Origin of the sequence: Pseudodesulfovibrio tunisiensis (assembly GCF_022809775.1) — a bacterium.
GTDB lineage: Bacteria > Desulfobacterota > Desulfovibrionia > Desulfovibrionales > Desulfovibrionaceae > Pseudodesulfovibrio > Pseudodesulfovibrio tunisiensis.
Map to the genome: position 1 here is coordinate 1,049,860 of NZ_CP094380.1, position 13,925 is coordinate 1,063,784.

Genomic DNA, 13,925 nt, shown 5'->3' on the forward strand with positions numbered 1-13,925 from the left:
TGCTTTTCGTCACGGTCAGTCTCCGATGGCCCAGGTGGTGGTGTGAAACAGAAAGTGATCGAGATGCAGGTCCGGCCAGACCCAGCAGCCTTCCTGGCCGGGGCATAGCGTCAACTTGGCGCGGGATTGGGCGACGTCGGCCCGGGCAATGGGCATGTATGCCACGTCCATGATGGAATCAAGGCAATCGTCGAACCCGTTCCCCTCATAGGAAAAATTGTCGGCAGGCAATTCCACTTCCGTGCCGAACACGCTGAAGATGATATCCGGATGCATGAATGCCAGCGCTTCCAGATCAAAAGTGTTTTCGTCGTCCATCCACACGGTGGCGGCACGGCGATACCGGGGACGCCAGAACGAGATTCGCGACGCGGCCTGAAGTTCCACGGTCTTGATGGCCGCAGCCTTGGGTCCGAGCACGGTGACAGCTCCGGGACGACCGGTATCCCTGAGTTCGCTGAACAGCCGCTTGGTCTGAAGTTCCGTCAAATCCGCAACGAACTCCTGCCCGACCAGTTCCAGCCCGGTCAGCACGGCCTTTCGCCAGGGGCCGCCCTTGCCGACCCGAACCGCGACCACATCGCGAATGCCTGCGGCAATGGCCGGAACGATACCGGCAAGCAGCCGGGCCGGGGACAGGATGCTGCTGTCGAACAGCACCACCGCGAATTCCACGGGCTCCATTCTGGACGAGGCGGTAAACCCGGCAGGAAAACGCCGGTTCTCCTCCAGCCCGACATGACGGCACGGGCCGTACCAGTCGTACAGACGGGCTATGGACGTCTTGATGAGTGCACGCTTTTCAGCGGGGATGTCCCCGTACGCCAAGGCGAACAGGGAATCGTCGGGAACGTGCTCTTGCAGCCACTCGGGAAAGGAGAATGTTGATTCGCTCATAAGAAAAAAGCGGCCGGAAGACCGCTGTTCAAATCGTTAAAGCCACTTCTTGACCCATCTGATCCAACTTCCCTGAATGCGCTGTCGCTCATCCTCGGAAAGCGTCTTCTGATATTCGTAGTAGGAGTATTCGGCCCTCCGTCTGGCATAGTCGCGCAGGTCCGGGATATCCGAAAAATTCTCCACAACGAACTGGTAGCGGTTCCAGGCAGGACCGTACTTTTCGGTCCGCCAGTAGAAATCCGCAATGAAGACTTCGTGTTCGGCCAGAATTCTCCTGCTTTCCAGAATGAGTCCCCGTGCGGATTGCGCATACTTGGAATCCGGGTACGACTCTTCGAGACGGTAGAAGTATTCCAGTCCTTCCTTGATGTTTTCCTGCCTCCTGTCGATGGAGCGGAACATCTTGTAGTTGGACATGCCGATCTGGAACAGGACATAATCCAGTTCCTCGTAGCTGGGATGCAATGCTTCGAATTCCTTGTAGGAATCCAAAGCCTGAAGGTAGTCCTCGTTGAGGAAGTAGGCGTCTCCAAGACCCAGTTCCGCCTTGAGGGCGAACGGGCTGAACGGGAAACGGTCCTTGATCTTGCCAAAATATTCCTGTGCCTCGATGTAATCCTTCTCGCTCATGGCATCGGTTCCGGCTTCCCACAACTCCTGCGCCGTATCCTCGGGCGGAGGCAGGAAATACGCGTCAATAAGCGCACAGCCGGACGAAGCCAGCAGCAAAAGCATCAACATCGGGGCAAACAAACGCCTCATCACGACTCCCTAGTACCCCATCTGCTCCAGATAAGAGAAGGCCGCAGTTGCGGCGGTGGCTCCATCGCCCACGGCGGTGGCCACCTGGCGGCACATTTTCGACCGGATGTCGCCTGCGGCAAAAATGCCCGGGACACTGGTCCGCATTTCCTGATCCGTAAGGATGCCATTGGGATCACGCTTCACGTCTTCGGGAACGAAATCCATGATCGGCTCGAATCCCACGAAGATGAAGCAACCGTCCAACTCCAAACGGCTCTTTTCGCCGGTCTTGACGTTTTTCAGGGCAAGGGCTTCCAAATCATCCCCGCCCACGATCTCTTCAACAACAGTGCTGCGGATCACATTGATCTTGTCGTGCTTGAAACACTTGTCCTGATAGCAGAACAAACCGCGAAATTCGTCGCGGCGATGAATGAGATGCACCTTGCTGCACAGCCGGGCCAGATACAGGGCCTCTTCCAGAGCGGAATTGCCTCCCCCGACCACGGCAACCTCGCGATCCCGAAAAAAATTCCCGTCGCACAGAGCGCAGTAGGACACGCCGCGTCCCAAAAGCCGATCCTCGCCGGGCACGCCCAGCTTGCGATACCGCGCACCGGAGGCGAGCACGATGACCTTTGCACCCACGACCTCGTCGCCGACCGCGATCTCGTGGATCGTCTTGCCCACGGTGATGGACCGTACTTCGTCATTGATCCGGTCCAATTCGTAATTATCCAGATGTGCGGAGAACTTGTCGGACAGCTCCCAGCCCTGCAACCCTTCGGGGAAACCGGGATAATTCTCGATTTCCGAGGTCAGCAGCACCTGTCCGCCCGGCGACAGCTTCTCGATCATGGCCGTCCTGACTCCGGCACGCAAAAGATAAAGGGCGGCCGTCATTCCAGCCGGACCGCCCCCAATAACTACGGCGTCGTATTCTCTCATGAACTACAGAGCCTTTTTGCTGATCATTTCCTTGATGCTGCTTTTGGACACAGCACCAGTGCTCTGATCCAGCACCTCTCCGCCCTTGAACAGGATCAGGGTGGGAATGGCGCGAATGCCGTATTTCCCGGGGGTGGCGGAATTCTCGTCCACGTTCATCTTGGCGATCTTGACCTGACCGGCGTATTCATCGGCCAGCTCGTCGATAACGGGACCCATAGCCCTGCAGGGGCCGCACCAGGGCGCCCAGAAGTCAATCAGGACGGGCAGATCGCAGTTCAACACTTCTTCCTCAAAGTTGCTGTCGGTCACCTGAATGGCCATGAATATCTCCTTATTATTCGTTGCATCGGCTCGAAGCCGTTACCCTCTACCCGCCCGCGGCGTTCACACGAAACGTCAGGACGGTCAAACCAAGATACATAAACTAGTTGCCCCCCATCCACCTGTCAAGCTGGACCGGGGAAAATATCACCTGCGGCAGACGCTGTCCGGCCCATGCCAATCCAGTGGCACGACGCGTCCGCGGGGTATCGCCTCCAGATCGAGATCATGGGCATACCCGGCCTCGGCAAATCGTTCACCGGCATGGGCGATCATGGCGCCATTGTCCGTGCACAGACCAAGCCCGGGCAAAGTCAGCTCGATCCCCTGTTTTGCAGCCAGTTCCGTCATGAAGGAACGGATCATGGAATTGGCAGCCACGCCGCCCGCCACGATCAGGCTTTCGACCTTTCCAGCCTGTTTCAAGGCACGTTCCACCTTGATGCGCAGCGTGTCGGCAACGCTCCAGTTGAAGGACGCACACATTTCGGCAAGCTGTTCGCGACGCGGCCCTACAACATGCTCCAGCAGGGATGCGTCGGCCATCTCGCTCATGACCAGTTCGGGATGAGCAGCCACATGGTTGGCCACGGCGGTCTTCAGACCGCTGAAACTGAAATCCAGACTCGGATTGTCAATGAACGCACGGGGAAACATCTTTTTGTCCGGCTCGGCCTCGGAAGCAAGGTTGTCGATCCATCGGCCACCGGGGTACGGAAAATTCAGCACCTTGGCGACCTTGTCGAACGCCTCGCCTGCCGCATCATCCAATGTCCGGCCCAGCAATTCGAATTCACAGTCCGAGCGGATCAGATAGGTATGGGTGTGTCCGCCCGAAACCAGCAACCCCAAGGCAGGGAAATGCAGCTCGCGCTCAAGTCCGGCCGCCAGCAGATGCGCCCAGAGGTGATTCACGCCCACCAGCCGTGCGCCCGTGGACAGTGCCAGTCCCTTGGCAAAACTCACGCCTACCAGAAGACTGCCGAGCAAGCCGGGACCGCGCGCCACGGCAACAGCCTCTATATCGTCCACGGAAACGCCGGTTTCCCGCAGCAAATCCTCGAACAACCCGGGCAGCACGCGCAAATGCTCCCGGGAGGCTATTTCCGGGACCACGCCCCCGAACAGGGCATGCACGTCCACCTGCGACGCAATCCTTTCCCCGAGAAGCCGACCGCCGTCCACCAGAGCAACAGCGGTTTCATCGCAGGAACTCTCAATACCGAGTGTCAGCATCAGGCCTTCTTTGCGCTCGCCTTGGCCTCTTCCTCGAAGATTTCCTGAATCTTGAGGACATCGTTTCGCGAACCGCAGTAGAACGGAACGCGCTGGTGCAGATGGTCGGGCTCGATGTCGAGGATGCGATTGACGCCGTCCGTGGCCATGCCGCCCGCCTGCTCCACGATGAAGGCCATGGGATTGCATTCGCAGGTAAGCCGCAACTTGCCCGTGGGCTTCTTGGGGTCGCGCACATCCGGCGGATACATGAAGACACCGCCGTACAGCAGATTGCGATGGAAATCGGCAACCAGCGAACCGATGTAGCGCAGACTGTAGGGCTTCTTGAGCGCATTCCTGTTGGACTTGAAATAGTTCAACGCCTTGCGCATGGAGGGGCTCCAGTACTTGTAGTTCCCCTCGTTCACGGAATATATCTTGCCCTGCTCCGGAATCTGGATGTTGGGATGGGACAGCAGAAACTCTCCCACGCTCGGGTCAAGGGTGAATCCGTGCACGCCGTCGCCCGTGGTCAGCACAAGCATGGTGGAGGTGCCGTACAGCACATATCCGGCGGCAACCTGTTCCGCCCCCTTCTGAAGCACATCGCCTGCCAGCAAAGGCTCTTCCGGGTCGCTATTGCGACGGAAGATGGAAAAGATCGTACCGATATTGACATTCACGTCGATATTGGAGGACCCGTCCAGCGGGTCGAAAATCATGATGTAATCGCCTCTGGGCAGGGAATCCGGGACTTCGATGATGTCGGCATTCTCCTCGGAGGCCATGGCGCACAGCACGCCGGACCGGGACAGCCGATGGATCAGGATGCGGTTGGCGTATTCGTCAAGCTTCTTGACCTCTTCGCCCTGCACGTTGATCTCGCCGGTAAAGCCCAGAACATCCACCAAACCGGCCTTTGTCACCTCTCGGGCAATGATCTTGGCGGACATGACCAACTCGTTCAGGAGCCGGGAAAACTGTCCGGTCGCACCCGGAATCCGTTTCTGATGCAGCATAATGTGTTCTGTCACGGTGACTTGCTGCGGCATGGCCACCTCCTTAGCCCACGTTTTCATGGAATATCCTTCGCCGAAGCGTTAAAACAACCACCAGCCGGAATCGCCGTCCGCCTTTGGATCGACGCTTTCAGTGGCATAAATGTAATACTCTTCCCCGATGTATTTGACCAGCCAGGTGTAATATTTATCACCCACCTTGACCTGCCCCTGCACATGTTCCCTGAGAATCTCGTCCCATGGAAGGTCCAGAATTCCGCGCTCGTCCACCTCACCCAGAGACCAGACGCCTCCGCCCGGATGGATGAACAGCAGCTCCTCGGGGTGGGGAGCCAGATTCAACAGGCTTCGGGGATCAAACCCCACGCCGATGAGTCCCTTGAAATCGATGTTCTCGAAATAGGGGCGACCAATATACAGCTCAGCCCCGAGGTCGGCGTAGTCCACAACCGTAGCCATGGAAATTTCACGCCAGACGCCCCAGAATTCCAGCGGTTCGCTGAATTTCTTGATGGGAATCCCGGGCTGCTGAAAAAGAATTTCCCCATTTCCGTCGGTCACGAATACGCGATGCACCCAAGGAAACCGGGTCACGAGCAGCTTCTGCCAATTCTCGTCAGGCTTGGAATCCTTGTCTTCCACGAAACGAATCAGGGAAGACAGCGGCCCATCCACAGGCGTCATGAGCTTGGCCAGCTTTTCCTGATTGGGATTGGTGAACTGATAGCTGTCCGTATCGATTTCCGGCGGAGGATCAATATAATCCTTGGTAGTCTCCCAGGATTGCTTCACATATTTCTTGGTGGAGTGCCACGTGCTGCAACCGGGCAAAACCAAAAGCAAGACGAACAGAAGAACAGACTTTCTCATAAAATCGATTGAATCCTGACGGTAACAGGCCGCCCGATCACACGGACGGCCCGGTTTTCACAAAAACGGCGGAAGCCGAAATCAGGCTTGTACCCGGGCCTCGAATCTGGCGGCAAGCGCTTCCAGAGCGCCGATGAGCCGATCCTTGGCCTGAGAGCCGAACACATCCCGATCCTCTTCGGTCGGAGCACGCATGGCGTCCCGCTTGCGCGCGGCAATATCGGCGATGCGTACCTTGAGGTCTTCGCGAACCTCATCAACAGTGGCGTCGGCCAGCAGATCGCGATAGATTTCCAAGGCTCCGTCAAAGTCCCCCTGGGACGCGAGAAGCCCGGCCATGGTCTTTGTCCGAAGATTGCCGGAAACGGCTGAAATCTCTGGCTCGCCCTGCTCGTCCTCGAAGAAATCCTGATCCGCCACATCCACTTCCGGCATGGCAGGCCGACGAACATGCTTGGCTGGCGGAGGCAGAGGCGCTCCCACCAAACGGTCGGACAGGGAAGACATGCCCTCGAATACCACATCTGTCCAGCTTATTTCCTCGCCTTGCAGATTGGAGGCCACGAGCATGATGAAGACGCCGAGATCTCGGCGCTCCTCGGGGAGGCTGCGCGCCCAGGCCTTCCAGAACGAAGGATGCTTGGCCAGAGGGCCGATGATGCGCTCAAGCTGATCATGAACTTCGTCATCACGCTCAAGCTGGGTCAGCAAATCGACAAGCAGCATGCGTGCTTCCAGATAATCGGGATGCCTGTCCAGCCCGCGCTGAAGCGTGATGACCGCATCCTCGATCCTGCCGATTTCCACAAAAAGTCTGGCAAGCGGGAAAAACACTCTTGAGCCGGGTTCAAGGGAAAGAACTTCCTGATACCACTCAATCTTGTCACTCATCAGTCGCATCTCCGGTGTTCGGGTGGGTCCCGGCCTCGGGGAAAATGTAGAGTATCTCGTCTTTCTTGATGAAATTCATGCGTTCCCGAATGACTTTTTCCTGATACGCCCTGTCGGTTTTCAAACGACGGATTTCCAGACTCAGGTCCATGTTTCCGGCATCCACGTTCTCAAGCCGCTGATGCAATACCTCATAGCGATTCTTGAGCTCCAGGTAGGCGAAGACGCCCTGATCTGTCCACATCAGCCTGACCACGAGGAACAGGTTGAGCAGCACCAGAAACGCCAGAAGAATGCCGCGTCCAATCATTGCGTCACTGCAACCGAGCGGATTTCCGCGAGTTGCCTTCATCTTCGGACTGCGCCAAGGGGCCCTTGAGTTCCTTCAGAAAGCTGGCCGTCGCCTTTTCGATCCGCTCCACATCCTTCTCGCTCAGGCTCATGCGATCCACCTTTTCGAGAAAGGATTTCAGAACCGCGAACTCGTCCAGCAACGACTGCCCGAGCTCAAGCTTCTCGAGCTCGGGCTCCAGGTCCAGAATGGTCTGGAGACAGTTCGTTATGCGGGCAAGGTGATTCAGGGAGCTGGAATCGGTCATCAGTACCGTCCCGGTTATCAATTCTCTTCCTGTTTTAACCACTTTTTATAGAAATTAACAAGGTAATTCGCCCCGGAAAACACGGTAAGCACAAGAGCCAGATACAACAGGACCTGTCCCAGAGGGACCGGATTGTAGCCGAACACCGGGTAATGCCAGAGCAGGGGCACCAGAGCGAACATCTGCACGATGGTCTTGGCCTTGCCGAACTTGTCCGCGGCCACGACCTCGCCCTTTTCCGCAGCGACCGCACGCATGCCGGTCACCATGAGTTCGCGCCCCACGATGATGATGACCACCCAGGCAGGCACCTTCCAATCCGCCCCCATGCGGACGAGCATGATCAGCACCGAGCCGATCAGCAGCTTGTCCGCAAGGGGGTCCAGGAATTTTCCCAGATTGGTAATGGTATTCTGCTGCCTCGCGATCATGCCGTCGAACATGTCGGTCAAGGAGGCCAACATGAACATCAGACAGGCCAGGTAGGCCCCGAACCGGAATTGGAACCACATCTCCAGGTAAAGAAGCAGTACGATAACGGGAGCGGCCAGAATTCTGGCCAGGGTCAGACAATTGGGCAGATTCAGGGCTTTGCGGGCCATGGCATTTCTCTCTTAAGCGTGAGTGGTCGAGGCGGCTTCCAGGCTCTTTTCAGCGGCCTCGGCAACAGTGTCTGCAAGTTGGGCAAGCGCGGTCTTGGCGTACGAATCCTCTTCGAGCAGTACCACGGGCGTTCCACGGTCTCCGGCAACCACGGTTGCGGGGTCCAGAGGAATGGCGCCGAGGAATTCCAGCCCGTACTTTTCCGCAAGATCGCGTCCGCCGCCCTTCTTGAACAGGTCGATGGACTCGTGGCAGTGCGGGCAGATCAGGCCGCTCATGTTCTCCACCACGCCAAGGATGTTGGCCTGAGCATACTGGAGGAAGTTGATGGATTTGCGCACGTCGGACAGGGAAACCTCCTGCGGGGTGGTCACCACCACGCACAGAGCTTCGGGAACGGTCTTGAGCACGGTCATGGGCTCATCGCCGGTACCCGGAGGGGAATCCACGACCAGAAAGTCGAGTTCGCCCCACTGAACGTCGGAGATGAACTGACGAATGGCCGAAGTCTTCATGGGACCGCGCCACAGCACGGCCTGATCCGGGTCCTTGAGCAGGGATTCCATGGACACAACGTGCAGATTCTCGTTGTAGGCCTTGGGCAGGATCAGGGAACCGCGGTCAACGTCGAGCTGACCGGAAAGTCCGAGCAGGGTCGGGACGCTGGGACCATGAATGTCCACGTCCAGCAGGCCGACCTTGTACCCCTTGGCTGCCAGCGCGGCGGCCAGGTTCACGGAGACGGAACTCTTGCCCACCCCGCCCTTGCCGCTCATGATGAACAGCTTGTACTTGATCTGCGCCAGCGTGGACTTGATCATCTCGTCCTGAATCATCTGCTTGGCGCTCTGTTTGTTTTCCTTGCTCCCGGAAGAGCAGGAACTGCATTCGCTCATTGTCTGTCACCTATCCTTAGTTAGTCAGCCGGACAGGGCCGGGACCTAGGAAGCGGAACCGGGACGGCTCCGCGACAACATTTCCAATGCCAATACGGCTGCGGCACCCGCAAGGGCGAGGCCGACAGCGAGGAACAGCTCGGAGTCCACACCCGAAGGCAGGACGTTTCTTTCGCTCAGGACATGGACCTTGCCCCGGATGACCACAGAGTCGAGAATTTCCTTCCAGGGCCAGACCTTGCGAAGCGCGCCGAGCATGAATCCGGTCAGCACGCTGACCGTGGCCGCGTGCCAGTTGCGGAGAAGATAATGCAGGATACGGGAAAAGACAATGATCCCGACCACTGCTCCGGCCGCAAAGGCCAGAATTATCATCATGTTATCCGCCAAAAATGGGTTTTTCAAAGTACGAGTCACGTATTCGTACTTGCCGAGCATGAGCAGAATGAAGGCCCCGCTGATGCCCGGCAGGATCATGGCGCAGATGGCCACGGCCCCGCACAGGAACACGAATCCCATGGTTTCCGGCGTGGACACGGGAATCATGCCGACAAGCAGATAGCTCCCTGCGGCCCCGAGCATGACCATGCCGATATTGAACGCGGAAAACGGCTCGATCTTCCGCCCCACGATCCAGACCGAGGCCGCGATCAGCCCGAAGAACAGGGACCATATCTGTACAGGATGATTGACCAGCATGTGGTTCATGACCCGGGCCATGCCCACCACGGCGGTCAGAATCCCGAACAGCAGGCAGACAAGAAATCGCAGATGCGCCGAAGCCAGGGCTCCGCGCACATCCAATCGCAGAAGACGACCGGCAAAATTCAGGTCAAAGGAACGGATGGCATCCACGAGCTGATCGTAGATTCCGGTAATGAAGGCAATGGTTCCGCCGGAAACGCCGGGAATGATGTCGGCCGCCCCCATGCAGAACCCCTTGGCCCAGAGCAGCGCGGCGGAACGCGCGTTTCTGGGGCCGGGACCGGCCATCCACGCATCCCTGAAAGTCTTGATTTCCTCAGACACCAGTTCTCCCCGGCTACCAGCCATGACGGCCGACGAGGTCCACGAAGGCCACGCCACCCATGTCGCGAATTTCGGTTTTTCCGTCTTTCTTGACCACCAGTTTCAGGCTCTGATGCCGCCGGGTATCCCCCACGGGAATCAGCATTCTGCCGTTGTCCGCAAGCTGATCGACCAGCGGTTGCGGCACTTCCGGACCGCCAGCGGTCACGATGATGCGGTCGAACGGGGCCTCGTCCGGCCAGCCCGTGGTGCCGTCGTCAAGCTTCAGCTTCACGCTGAACAGCCGCATGTCCATCATGCGCTTGCGAGCCGAAAAAAAGCTTGCGAATGCGTTCCACCGTGTACACCTCGGCTCCCATGTGCGCGAGCACCGCGGCCTGGTATCCGGACCCGGTCCCGATTTCCAGTACCTTCATTCCGGACTCGACCTTCAGAAGTTCGCTCATGAGAGCCACGATGTACGGCTGCGAAATGGTCTGCCCTTCGCCAATGGGCAGCGGACTGTCGCCATAGGCCTTGTCCGCAAGAGCCTCTTCCACGAAAATATGGCGGGGCACTTCTCGCATTGCCGCCAGCACGGCCGGGTCGGATATGCCGCGCGCCTTAATCTGTTCGCGCACCATGCGCTCCCTGACCCGTACGGGATCGATCATCACTCCTCCTGAGCACCCGGGACTCCGGGCACGAATATCTGCGCGATGCTGAACAGATTTTCACCGCCAAGTCAATAAAATGCCCTATCTTATGATTTCAATCCGCCGGCCATATTGACACAGGCCCGTCTTTCGGGAAGAGTTTCATGAAATCGGAACCAGTTGGAGGACCGCATGCTCAAAGTCAAGGACCTGATGTCCACGCCGGTTTTCTCTCTCAAGGAAACCGACTCGCTGCACAACGCGCGTTCGCTGATGAACCTGCAGCGCATCAGGCACATTCCCATTGTCAACGCGGACAACAAGTTCATCGGCCTGCTCACGCATCGGGACATTCTCTCGGCAACCATTTCCCAGTTGGCGGAACTGGACCCCGAAACCCAGAAGGAAATCGACGCAGGCATCCCCATCCGGGAAATCATGCGCACGGACATCACCTCCGTGGAGCAGGATTCCCATCTCAAGGAAGCAGCCCAGTTGCTCCTCAACCACAAGTACGGTTGCCTGCCCGTAGTCTCCAGCGGAGAGCTTGTCGGCATCGTGACCGAGGCCGACTTTCTCCGGCTGACCATCAACCTTCTGGAAGCCTTGAACGACAAGGACTGACAACGTTTTTCCCCCGGCAACTCGGAGGGATGGCCCGGCCATCCCTTTTTTCTTGCGCAAATGCAGTCATGGGCACTCCTCTTCACGAAAAGGCTCTTCCCAAGGAATTGTCCGAAAACCGAGTAGCACAAAGGGCTGAGACCCTACCTTTTGCCCGAATCCGGGAAAGCGGCCTTGAGGTCCCGAGGGAAACTGTATAGACATAATCTAGACTTAATCGCCACCGAACCAGAAAACCCAAAGAGACGTATCAATCATGAGTACCAACGGAAAAAAAGGACTCGGAATCTGGATCCCGGCCCTGCTCGTCATCGCGGCGCTTGGCGCGGGCGCGTTTTTTCTTTTCAGGGACACCGAAGTGCCCGTCATATCCATCGGCCCGGACACCGCAACCGTCGGAGCCAAGACCCGGTATACGGTCACTACCCAGGATATGGGGCTGGGCCTGAAATGGGTAAAAATCTATGCGGTGCAGGGAGACAAACAGGCCCTGCTCGTGGACAAGGCCCTGCCCAAGGGAACAGCCGCCCTTGAGGAAACGGTCACTCTGGACAAGGCGGACATCAAGGAAGGCGCATTTTCAATTCGCGTCGAAGCTCGCGACAACTCCCTGTACCCGTTCGGCGATGCCGGACTGGCCACGGTTTCCCGCGACTTTCTGCTCGACGCGACTCCGCCGCGCATCTATGTCCAGACCCACACCAACAACCTGAATCAGGGCGGAGCGGGCCTGCTGGCCTTCACGCTTTCGGAAACCGCGACCCGAGCCGGAATCCGTGTTGGCGAACGCTGGTTTCCCGCATATCTGCAACAGGGCGCCTCGCAGCAGAATCTGTACTACTGCATGTTCACCATTCCCTGGGATACTCCGCCCTCCAAATTCGCGCCCATGATCGAGGCCGAAGATGCTGCTGGCAACATGACCAGCCGTTCCTTCAACTTCCACGCGAACGCCCGCTCGTTCCGCAAGGACCGCATCGGCCTGTCCGACAGGTTCATGGAACGCACCATCCCGGAATTCCAGGCACAATTGAAGGGTGTGGGAGGCTCCCTGCTCGACCAATACCTTTTCATCAACAATACGATCCGCACGCAGAACAGGGCCAAGCTCCTTGAGCTGGGCCGCAAGACCAGCCCGACCTTTCTGTGGAAGGGAACCTTTGTCAGACTGCCCAATGCCGCCAACCGCGCCCGTTTTGCGGATGCACGCGACTACATGTACAAGGGAAAGAAGGTGGATCATCAGACCCATCTGGGCCTGGATCTGGCCAGCCTGCGCAACGCTCCGGTTCCCTCGGCCAACAGCGGCACGGTCGTCTGGGCCGATTTTCTCGGCATCTACGGCAACTGCGTGGTGGTCGACCACGGATTGGGTCTCCAAACTCTGTATGCCCACCTCACTTCCATGAGCGTCAAGGCCGAAGATACCGTGACCAAGGGACAGATCATCGGCCATACCGGCACGACCGGGCTGGCTGGCGGCGACCACCTGCACTACGGCGTGATAATCTCGGGCATCCCGGTCCAGCCCATCGAATGGTGGGACGCGGCCTGGATCAGAAACAACATCACGTCCAAGCTGAACTAGCACCTCATCCGAAAGGCGGCCCTCCCGGCCGCCTTTTTTCTGCCCGCAACTCGCCGCGTGTTGCTTCCAACCCCATACTTGGGTATTCGCTCCACCCTGCATGAAATCGACTGTCACAGTTCCGGCCATCAGCAACTTCGACAGCATTTCCCACACCAGAACAACCACACGCAAGGAAAACCCATGTCCGACTTCACGAATACGGCTGCCGAAAATCTGCAAAGAGCCAATGAAATACTCGAAGAAACCGGCCTTTTCCGCATCTGGGAATCCGTGGGTGCAAAACCCCATCTGGTGGGCTCGTTGCGTACCGGATTGCTCATGAAGCATCTGGACATCGACCTCCACATCTACTCCGACCCGTTTTCCCTGTCCGCCAGCTTTGCCGCCATGGCCGAACTGGCCCAGAACAGGGAAATCAAACGCATCGAATACGCCAATCTGCTGGAGACCGAGGAAAAATGTCTGGAATGGCACGCATGGTTTCAGGACGACGATGACCGACTGTGGCAGATCGACATGATCCACATTCACGCGGATTCCCCGTTCGCTGGCTACTTCGAGAAAGTGGCTGACCGCATCCGGGAAGCCCTGACACCGGAAACAAGACACGCCATTCTGGCAATCAAGAATGAAATGCCTCTTGAAAACAAGGCCAACAGCATCGCCATCTACCAATCCGTCATCCGAGATGGAGTACGCAACTACCGGGAATTCCTGGAATGGACCAGGAACAATCCCGCAGACGGCATCATGGAGTGGATGCCATAGTTTGCGACTCTGCAGCAAGCTTCCTCCCAACGGGCTGATTCCACGGAATCAGCCCGTTTCACGTTCCGGAACACTCCTCTCTTTTTTCGCCTCTTTCCTGCACAACCCTCTGATTGAATTGCGTGATCGAAGCACATCCAGCAAGACTGCAACCACGATTTCCTCGACGTCTTGCGAGACAGAAAAAGTCTTTGAGAACAATGAATTACAGATTCAATCAGACTTGATAAAGCCAGAAAACCTTTTTTTCGCGCAATCCATGAATG

General features: G+C 57.5%; 16 protein-coding genes and 1 pseudogene. 3 read left to right on the plus strand and 14 right to left on the minus strand.

Translation table 11 applies throughout. The features are described from left to right. Positions 1–15 precede the first annotated feature (15 nt). The 14 genes and pseudogenes from MPN23_RS05300 to MPN23_RS05365 all read right to left on the minus strand — a co-directional run bounded on the left by MPN23_RS05300 (position 16) and on the right by MPN23_RS05365 (position 10,697). Positions 16–897: a hypothetical protein gene (locus tag MPN23_RS05300; protein WP_243546571.1), complete on the minus strand. Its 882-nt coding sequence runs from the start codon at positions 895–897 to the stop codon at positions 16–18. Between the two features lie 36 nt (positions 898–933). Then, positions 934–1,662 (minus strand): outer membrane protein assembly factor BamD, encoded by a 729-nt coding sequence (locus MPN23_RS05305; RefSeq protein WP_243546579.1) that lies wholly within the window; start codon positions 1,660–1,662, stop codon positions 934–936. Between the two features lie 9 nt (positions 1,663–1,671). Beyond that, a complete protein-coding gene (trxB, locus tag MPN23_RS05310) occupies positions 1,672–2,592 on the minus strand; it encodes a thioredoxin-disulfide reductase (protein ID WP_243546581.1) in 921 nt (306 codons plus the stop codon). A 3-nt stretch (positions 2,593–2,595) separates the two neighbouring features. Then, on the minus strand, positions 2,596–2,916 hold the full coding sequence (trxA, locus tag MPN23_RS05315) for a thioredoxin (RefSeq protein WP_243546583.1): 321 nt from the start codon (positions 2,914–2,916) through the stop codon (positions 2,596–2,598). A gap of 147 nt (positions 2,917–3,063) precedes the next feature. After that, positions 3,064–4,152 carry a tRNA (adenosine(37)-N6)-threonylcarbamoyltransferase complex transferase subunit TsaD gene (tsaD, locus tag MPN23_RS05320; protein WP_243546584.1) on the minus strand — a complete coding sequence of 363 codons (1,089 nt, stop codon included), beginning with the start codon at positions 4,150–4,152 and terminating at the stop codon, positions 3,064–3,066. Further along, complete coding sequence (fbp, locus tag MPN23_RS05325; protein WP_243546586.1) at positions 4,152–5,186, minus strand: class 1 fructose-bisphosphatase; 1,035 nt, start codon at positions 5,184–5,186, stop codon at positions 4,152–4,154. The genes tsaD and fbp overlap by 1 nt, the downstream gene beginning before the upstream one ends. Before the next feature lie 48 nt (positions 5,187–5,234). After that, the gene (locus MPN23_RS05330; RefSeq protein ID WP_243546587.1) at positions 5,235–5,945 is read right to left on the minus strand and encodes a hypothetical protein; all 711 of its coding nucleotides are present in this window, start codon (positions 5,943–5,945) and stop codon (positions 5,235–5,237) included. A 159-nt stretch (positions 5,946–6,104) separates the two neighbouring features. Then, positions 6,105–6,914 carry a tetratricopeptide repeat protein gene (locus tag MPN23_RS05335; RefSeq protein ID WP_243546596.1) on the minus strand — a complete coding sequence of 270 codons (810 nt, stop codon included), beginning with the start codon at positions 6,912–6,914 and terminating at the stop codon, positions 6,105–6,107. Beyond that, on the minus strand, positions 6,907–7,224 hold the full coding sequence (locus MPN23_RS05340; protein WP_243546598.1) for an FtsB family cell division protein: 318 nt from the start codon (positions 7,222–7,224) through the stop codon (positions 6,907–6,909). Before MPN23_RS05340 ends, MPN23_RS05335 begins: the two co-directional genes overlap by 8 nt. A 4-nt stretch (positions 7,225–7,228) precedes the next feature. Next, complete coding sequence (locus tag MPN23_RS05345) at positions 7,229–7,513, minus strand: hypothetical protein (RefSeq protein ID WP_243546599.1); 285 nt, start codon at positions 7,511–7,513, stop codon at positions 7,229–7,231. Positions 7,514–7,530: 17 nt separating this feature from the next. Next, a complete protein-coding gene (gene pgsA / locus MPN23_RS05350) occupies positions 7,531–8,115 on the minus strand; it encodes a CDP-diacylglycerol--glycerol-3-phosphate 3-phosphatidyltransferase (RefSeq protein WP_243546601.1) in 585 nt (194 codons plus the stop codon). A gap of 12 nt (positions 8,116–8,127) precedes the next feature. Then, the gene (locus MPN23_RS05355; RefSeq protein WP_279388696.1) at positions 8,128–9,012 is read right to left on the minus strand and encodes a P-loop NTPase; all 885 of its coding nucleotides are present in this window, start codon (positions 9,010–9,012) and stop codon (positions 8,128–8,130) included. 45 nt (positions 9,013–9,057) lie between these two features. Continuing rightward, positions 9,058–10,041, minus strand: a complete 984-nt coding sequence (locus MPN23_RS05360; protein ID WP_341540098.1) for a DUF368 domain-containing protein — start codon at positions 10,039–10,041, stop codon at positions 9,058–9,060. A 13-nt stretch (positions 10,042–10,054) separates the two neighbouring features. Beyond that, a pseudogene (locus tag MPN23_RS05365) lies at positions 10,055–10,697 on the minus strand (protein-L-isoaspartate(D-aspartate) O-methyltransferase). Between the two features lie 171 nt (positions 10,698–10,868). Between MPN23_RS05365 and MPN23_RS05370 the strand changes: the two are divergent. The 3 genes from MPN23_RS05370 to MPN23_RS05380 all read left to right on the plus strand — a co-directional run bounded on the left by MPN23_RS05370 (position 10,869) and on the right by MPN23_RS05380 (position 13,659). Then, positions 10,869–11,300 carry a CBS domain-containing protein gene (locus MPN23_RS05370; RefSeq protein WP_243546605.1) on the plus strand — a complete coding sequence of 144 codons (432 nt, stop codon included), beginning with the start codon at positions 10,869–10,871 and terminating at the stop codon, positions 11,298–11,300. A 256-nt stretch (positions 11,301–11,556) separates the two neighbouring features. After that, positions 11,557–12,888, plus strand: a complete 1,332-nt coding sequence (locus tag MPN23_RS05375) for a M23 family metallopeptidase (protein ID WP_243546607.1) — start codon at positions 11,557–11,559, stop codon at positions 12,886–12,888. 183 nt (positions 12,889–13,071) lie between these two features. Further along, entirely contained in the window at positions 13,072–13,659 is a 588-nt protein-coding gene (locus MPN23_RS05380; RefSeq protein ID WP_243546608.1) for a nucleotidyltransferase domain-containing protein, read from the plus strand. The last annotated feature ends 266 nt before the right edge of the window (positions 13,660–13,925 follow it).

What these genes read in the sequence shown, in the direction of transcription:
- MPN23_RS05300 (WP_243546571.1), bottom strand. Translation starts at nt 897, where the DNA reads ATGAGCGAATCAACATTCTCCTTTCCCGAGTGGCTGCAAGAGCACGTT.
- MPN23_RS05305 (WP_243546579.1), bottom strand. Translation starts at nt 1,662, where the DNA reads ATGAGGCGTTTGTTTGCCCCGATGTTGATGCTTTTGCTGCTGGCTTCG.
- trxB (WP_243546581.1), bottom strand. Translation starts at nt 2,592, where the DNA reads ATGAGAGAATACGACGCCGTAGTTATTGGGGGCGGTCCGGCTGGAATG.
- trxA (WP_243546583.1), bottom strand. Translation starts at nt 2,916, where the DNA reads ATGGCCATTCAGGTGACCGACAGCAACTTTGAGGAAGAAGTGTTGAAC.
- tsaD (WP_243546584.1), bottom strand. Translation starts at nt 4,152, where the DNA reads ATGCTGACACTCGGTATTGAGAGTTCCTGCGATGAAACCGCTGTTGCT.
- fbp (WP_243546586.1), bottom strand. Translation starts at nt 5,186, where the DNA reads ATGCCGCAGCAAGTCACCGTGACAGAACACATTATGCTGCATCAGAAA.
- MPN23_RS05335 (WP_243546596.1), bottom strand. Translation starts at nt 6,914, where the DNA reads ATGAGTGACAAGATTGAGTGGTATCAGGAAGTTCTTTCCCTTGAACCC.
- MPN23_RS05340 (WP_243546598.1), bottom strand. Translation starts at nt 7,224, where the DNA reads ATGATTGGACGCGGCATTCTTCTGGCGTTTCTGGTGCTGCTCAACCTG.
- MPN23_RS05345 (WP_243546599.1), bottom strand. Translation starts at nt 7,513, where the DNA reads ATGACCGATTCCAGCTCCCTGAATCACCTTGCCCGCATAACGAACTGT.
- pgsA (WP_243546601.1), bottom strand. Translation starts at nt 8,115, where the DNA reads ATGGCCCGCAAAGCCCTGAATCTGCCCAATTGTCTGACCCTGGCCAGA.
- MPN23_RS05355 (WP_279388696.1), bottom strand. Translation starts at nt 9,012, where the DNA reads ATGAGCGAATGCAGTTCCTGCTCTTCCGGGAGCAAGGAAAACAAACAG.
- MPN23_RS05370 (WP_243546605.1), top strand. Translation starts at nt 10,869, where the DNA reads ATGCTCAAAGTCAAGGACCTGATGTCCACGCCGGTTTTCTCTCTCAAG.
- MPN23_RS05375 (WP_243546607.1), top strand. Translation starts at nt 11,557, where the DNA reads ATGAGTACCAACGGAAAAAAAGGACTCGGAATCTGGATCCCGGCCCTG.
- MPN23_RS05380 (WP_243546608.1), top strand. Translation starts at nt 13,072, where the DNA reads ATGTCCGACTTCACGAATACGGCTGCCGAAAATCTGCAAAGAGCCAAT.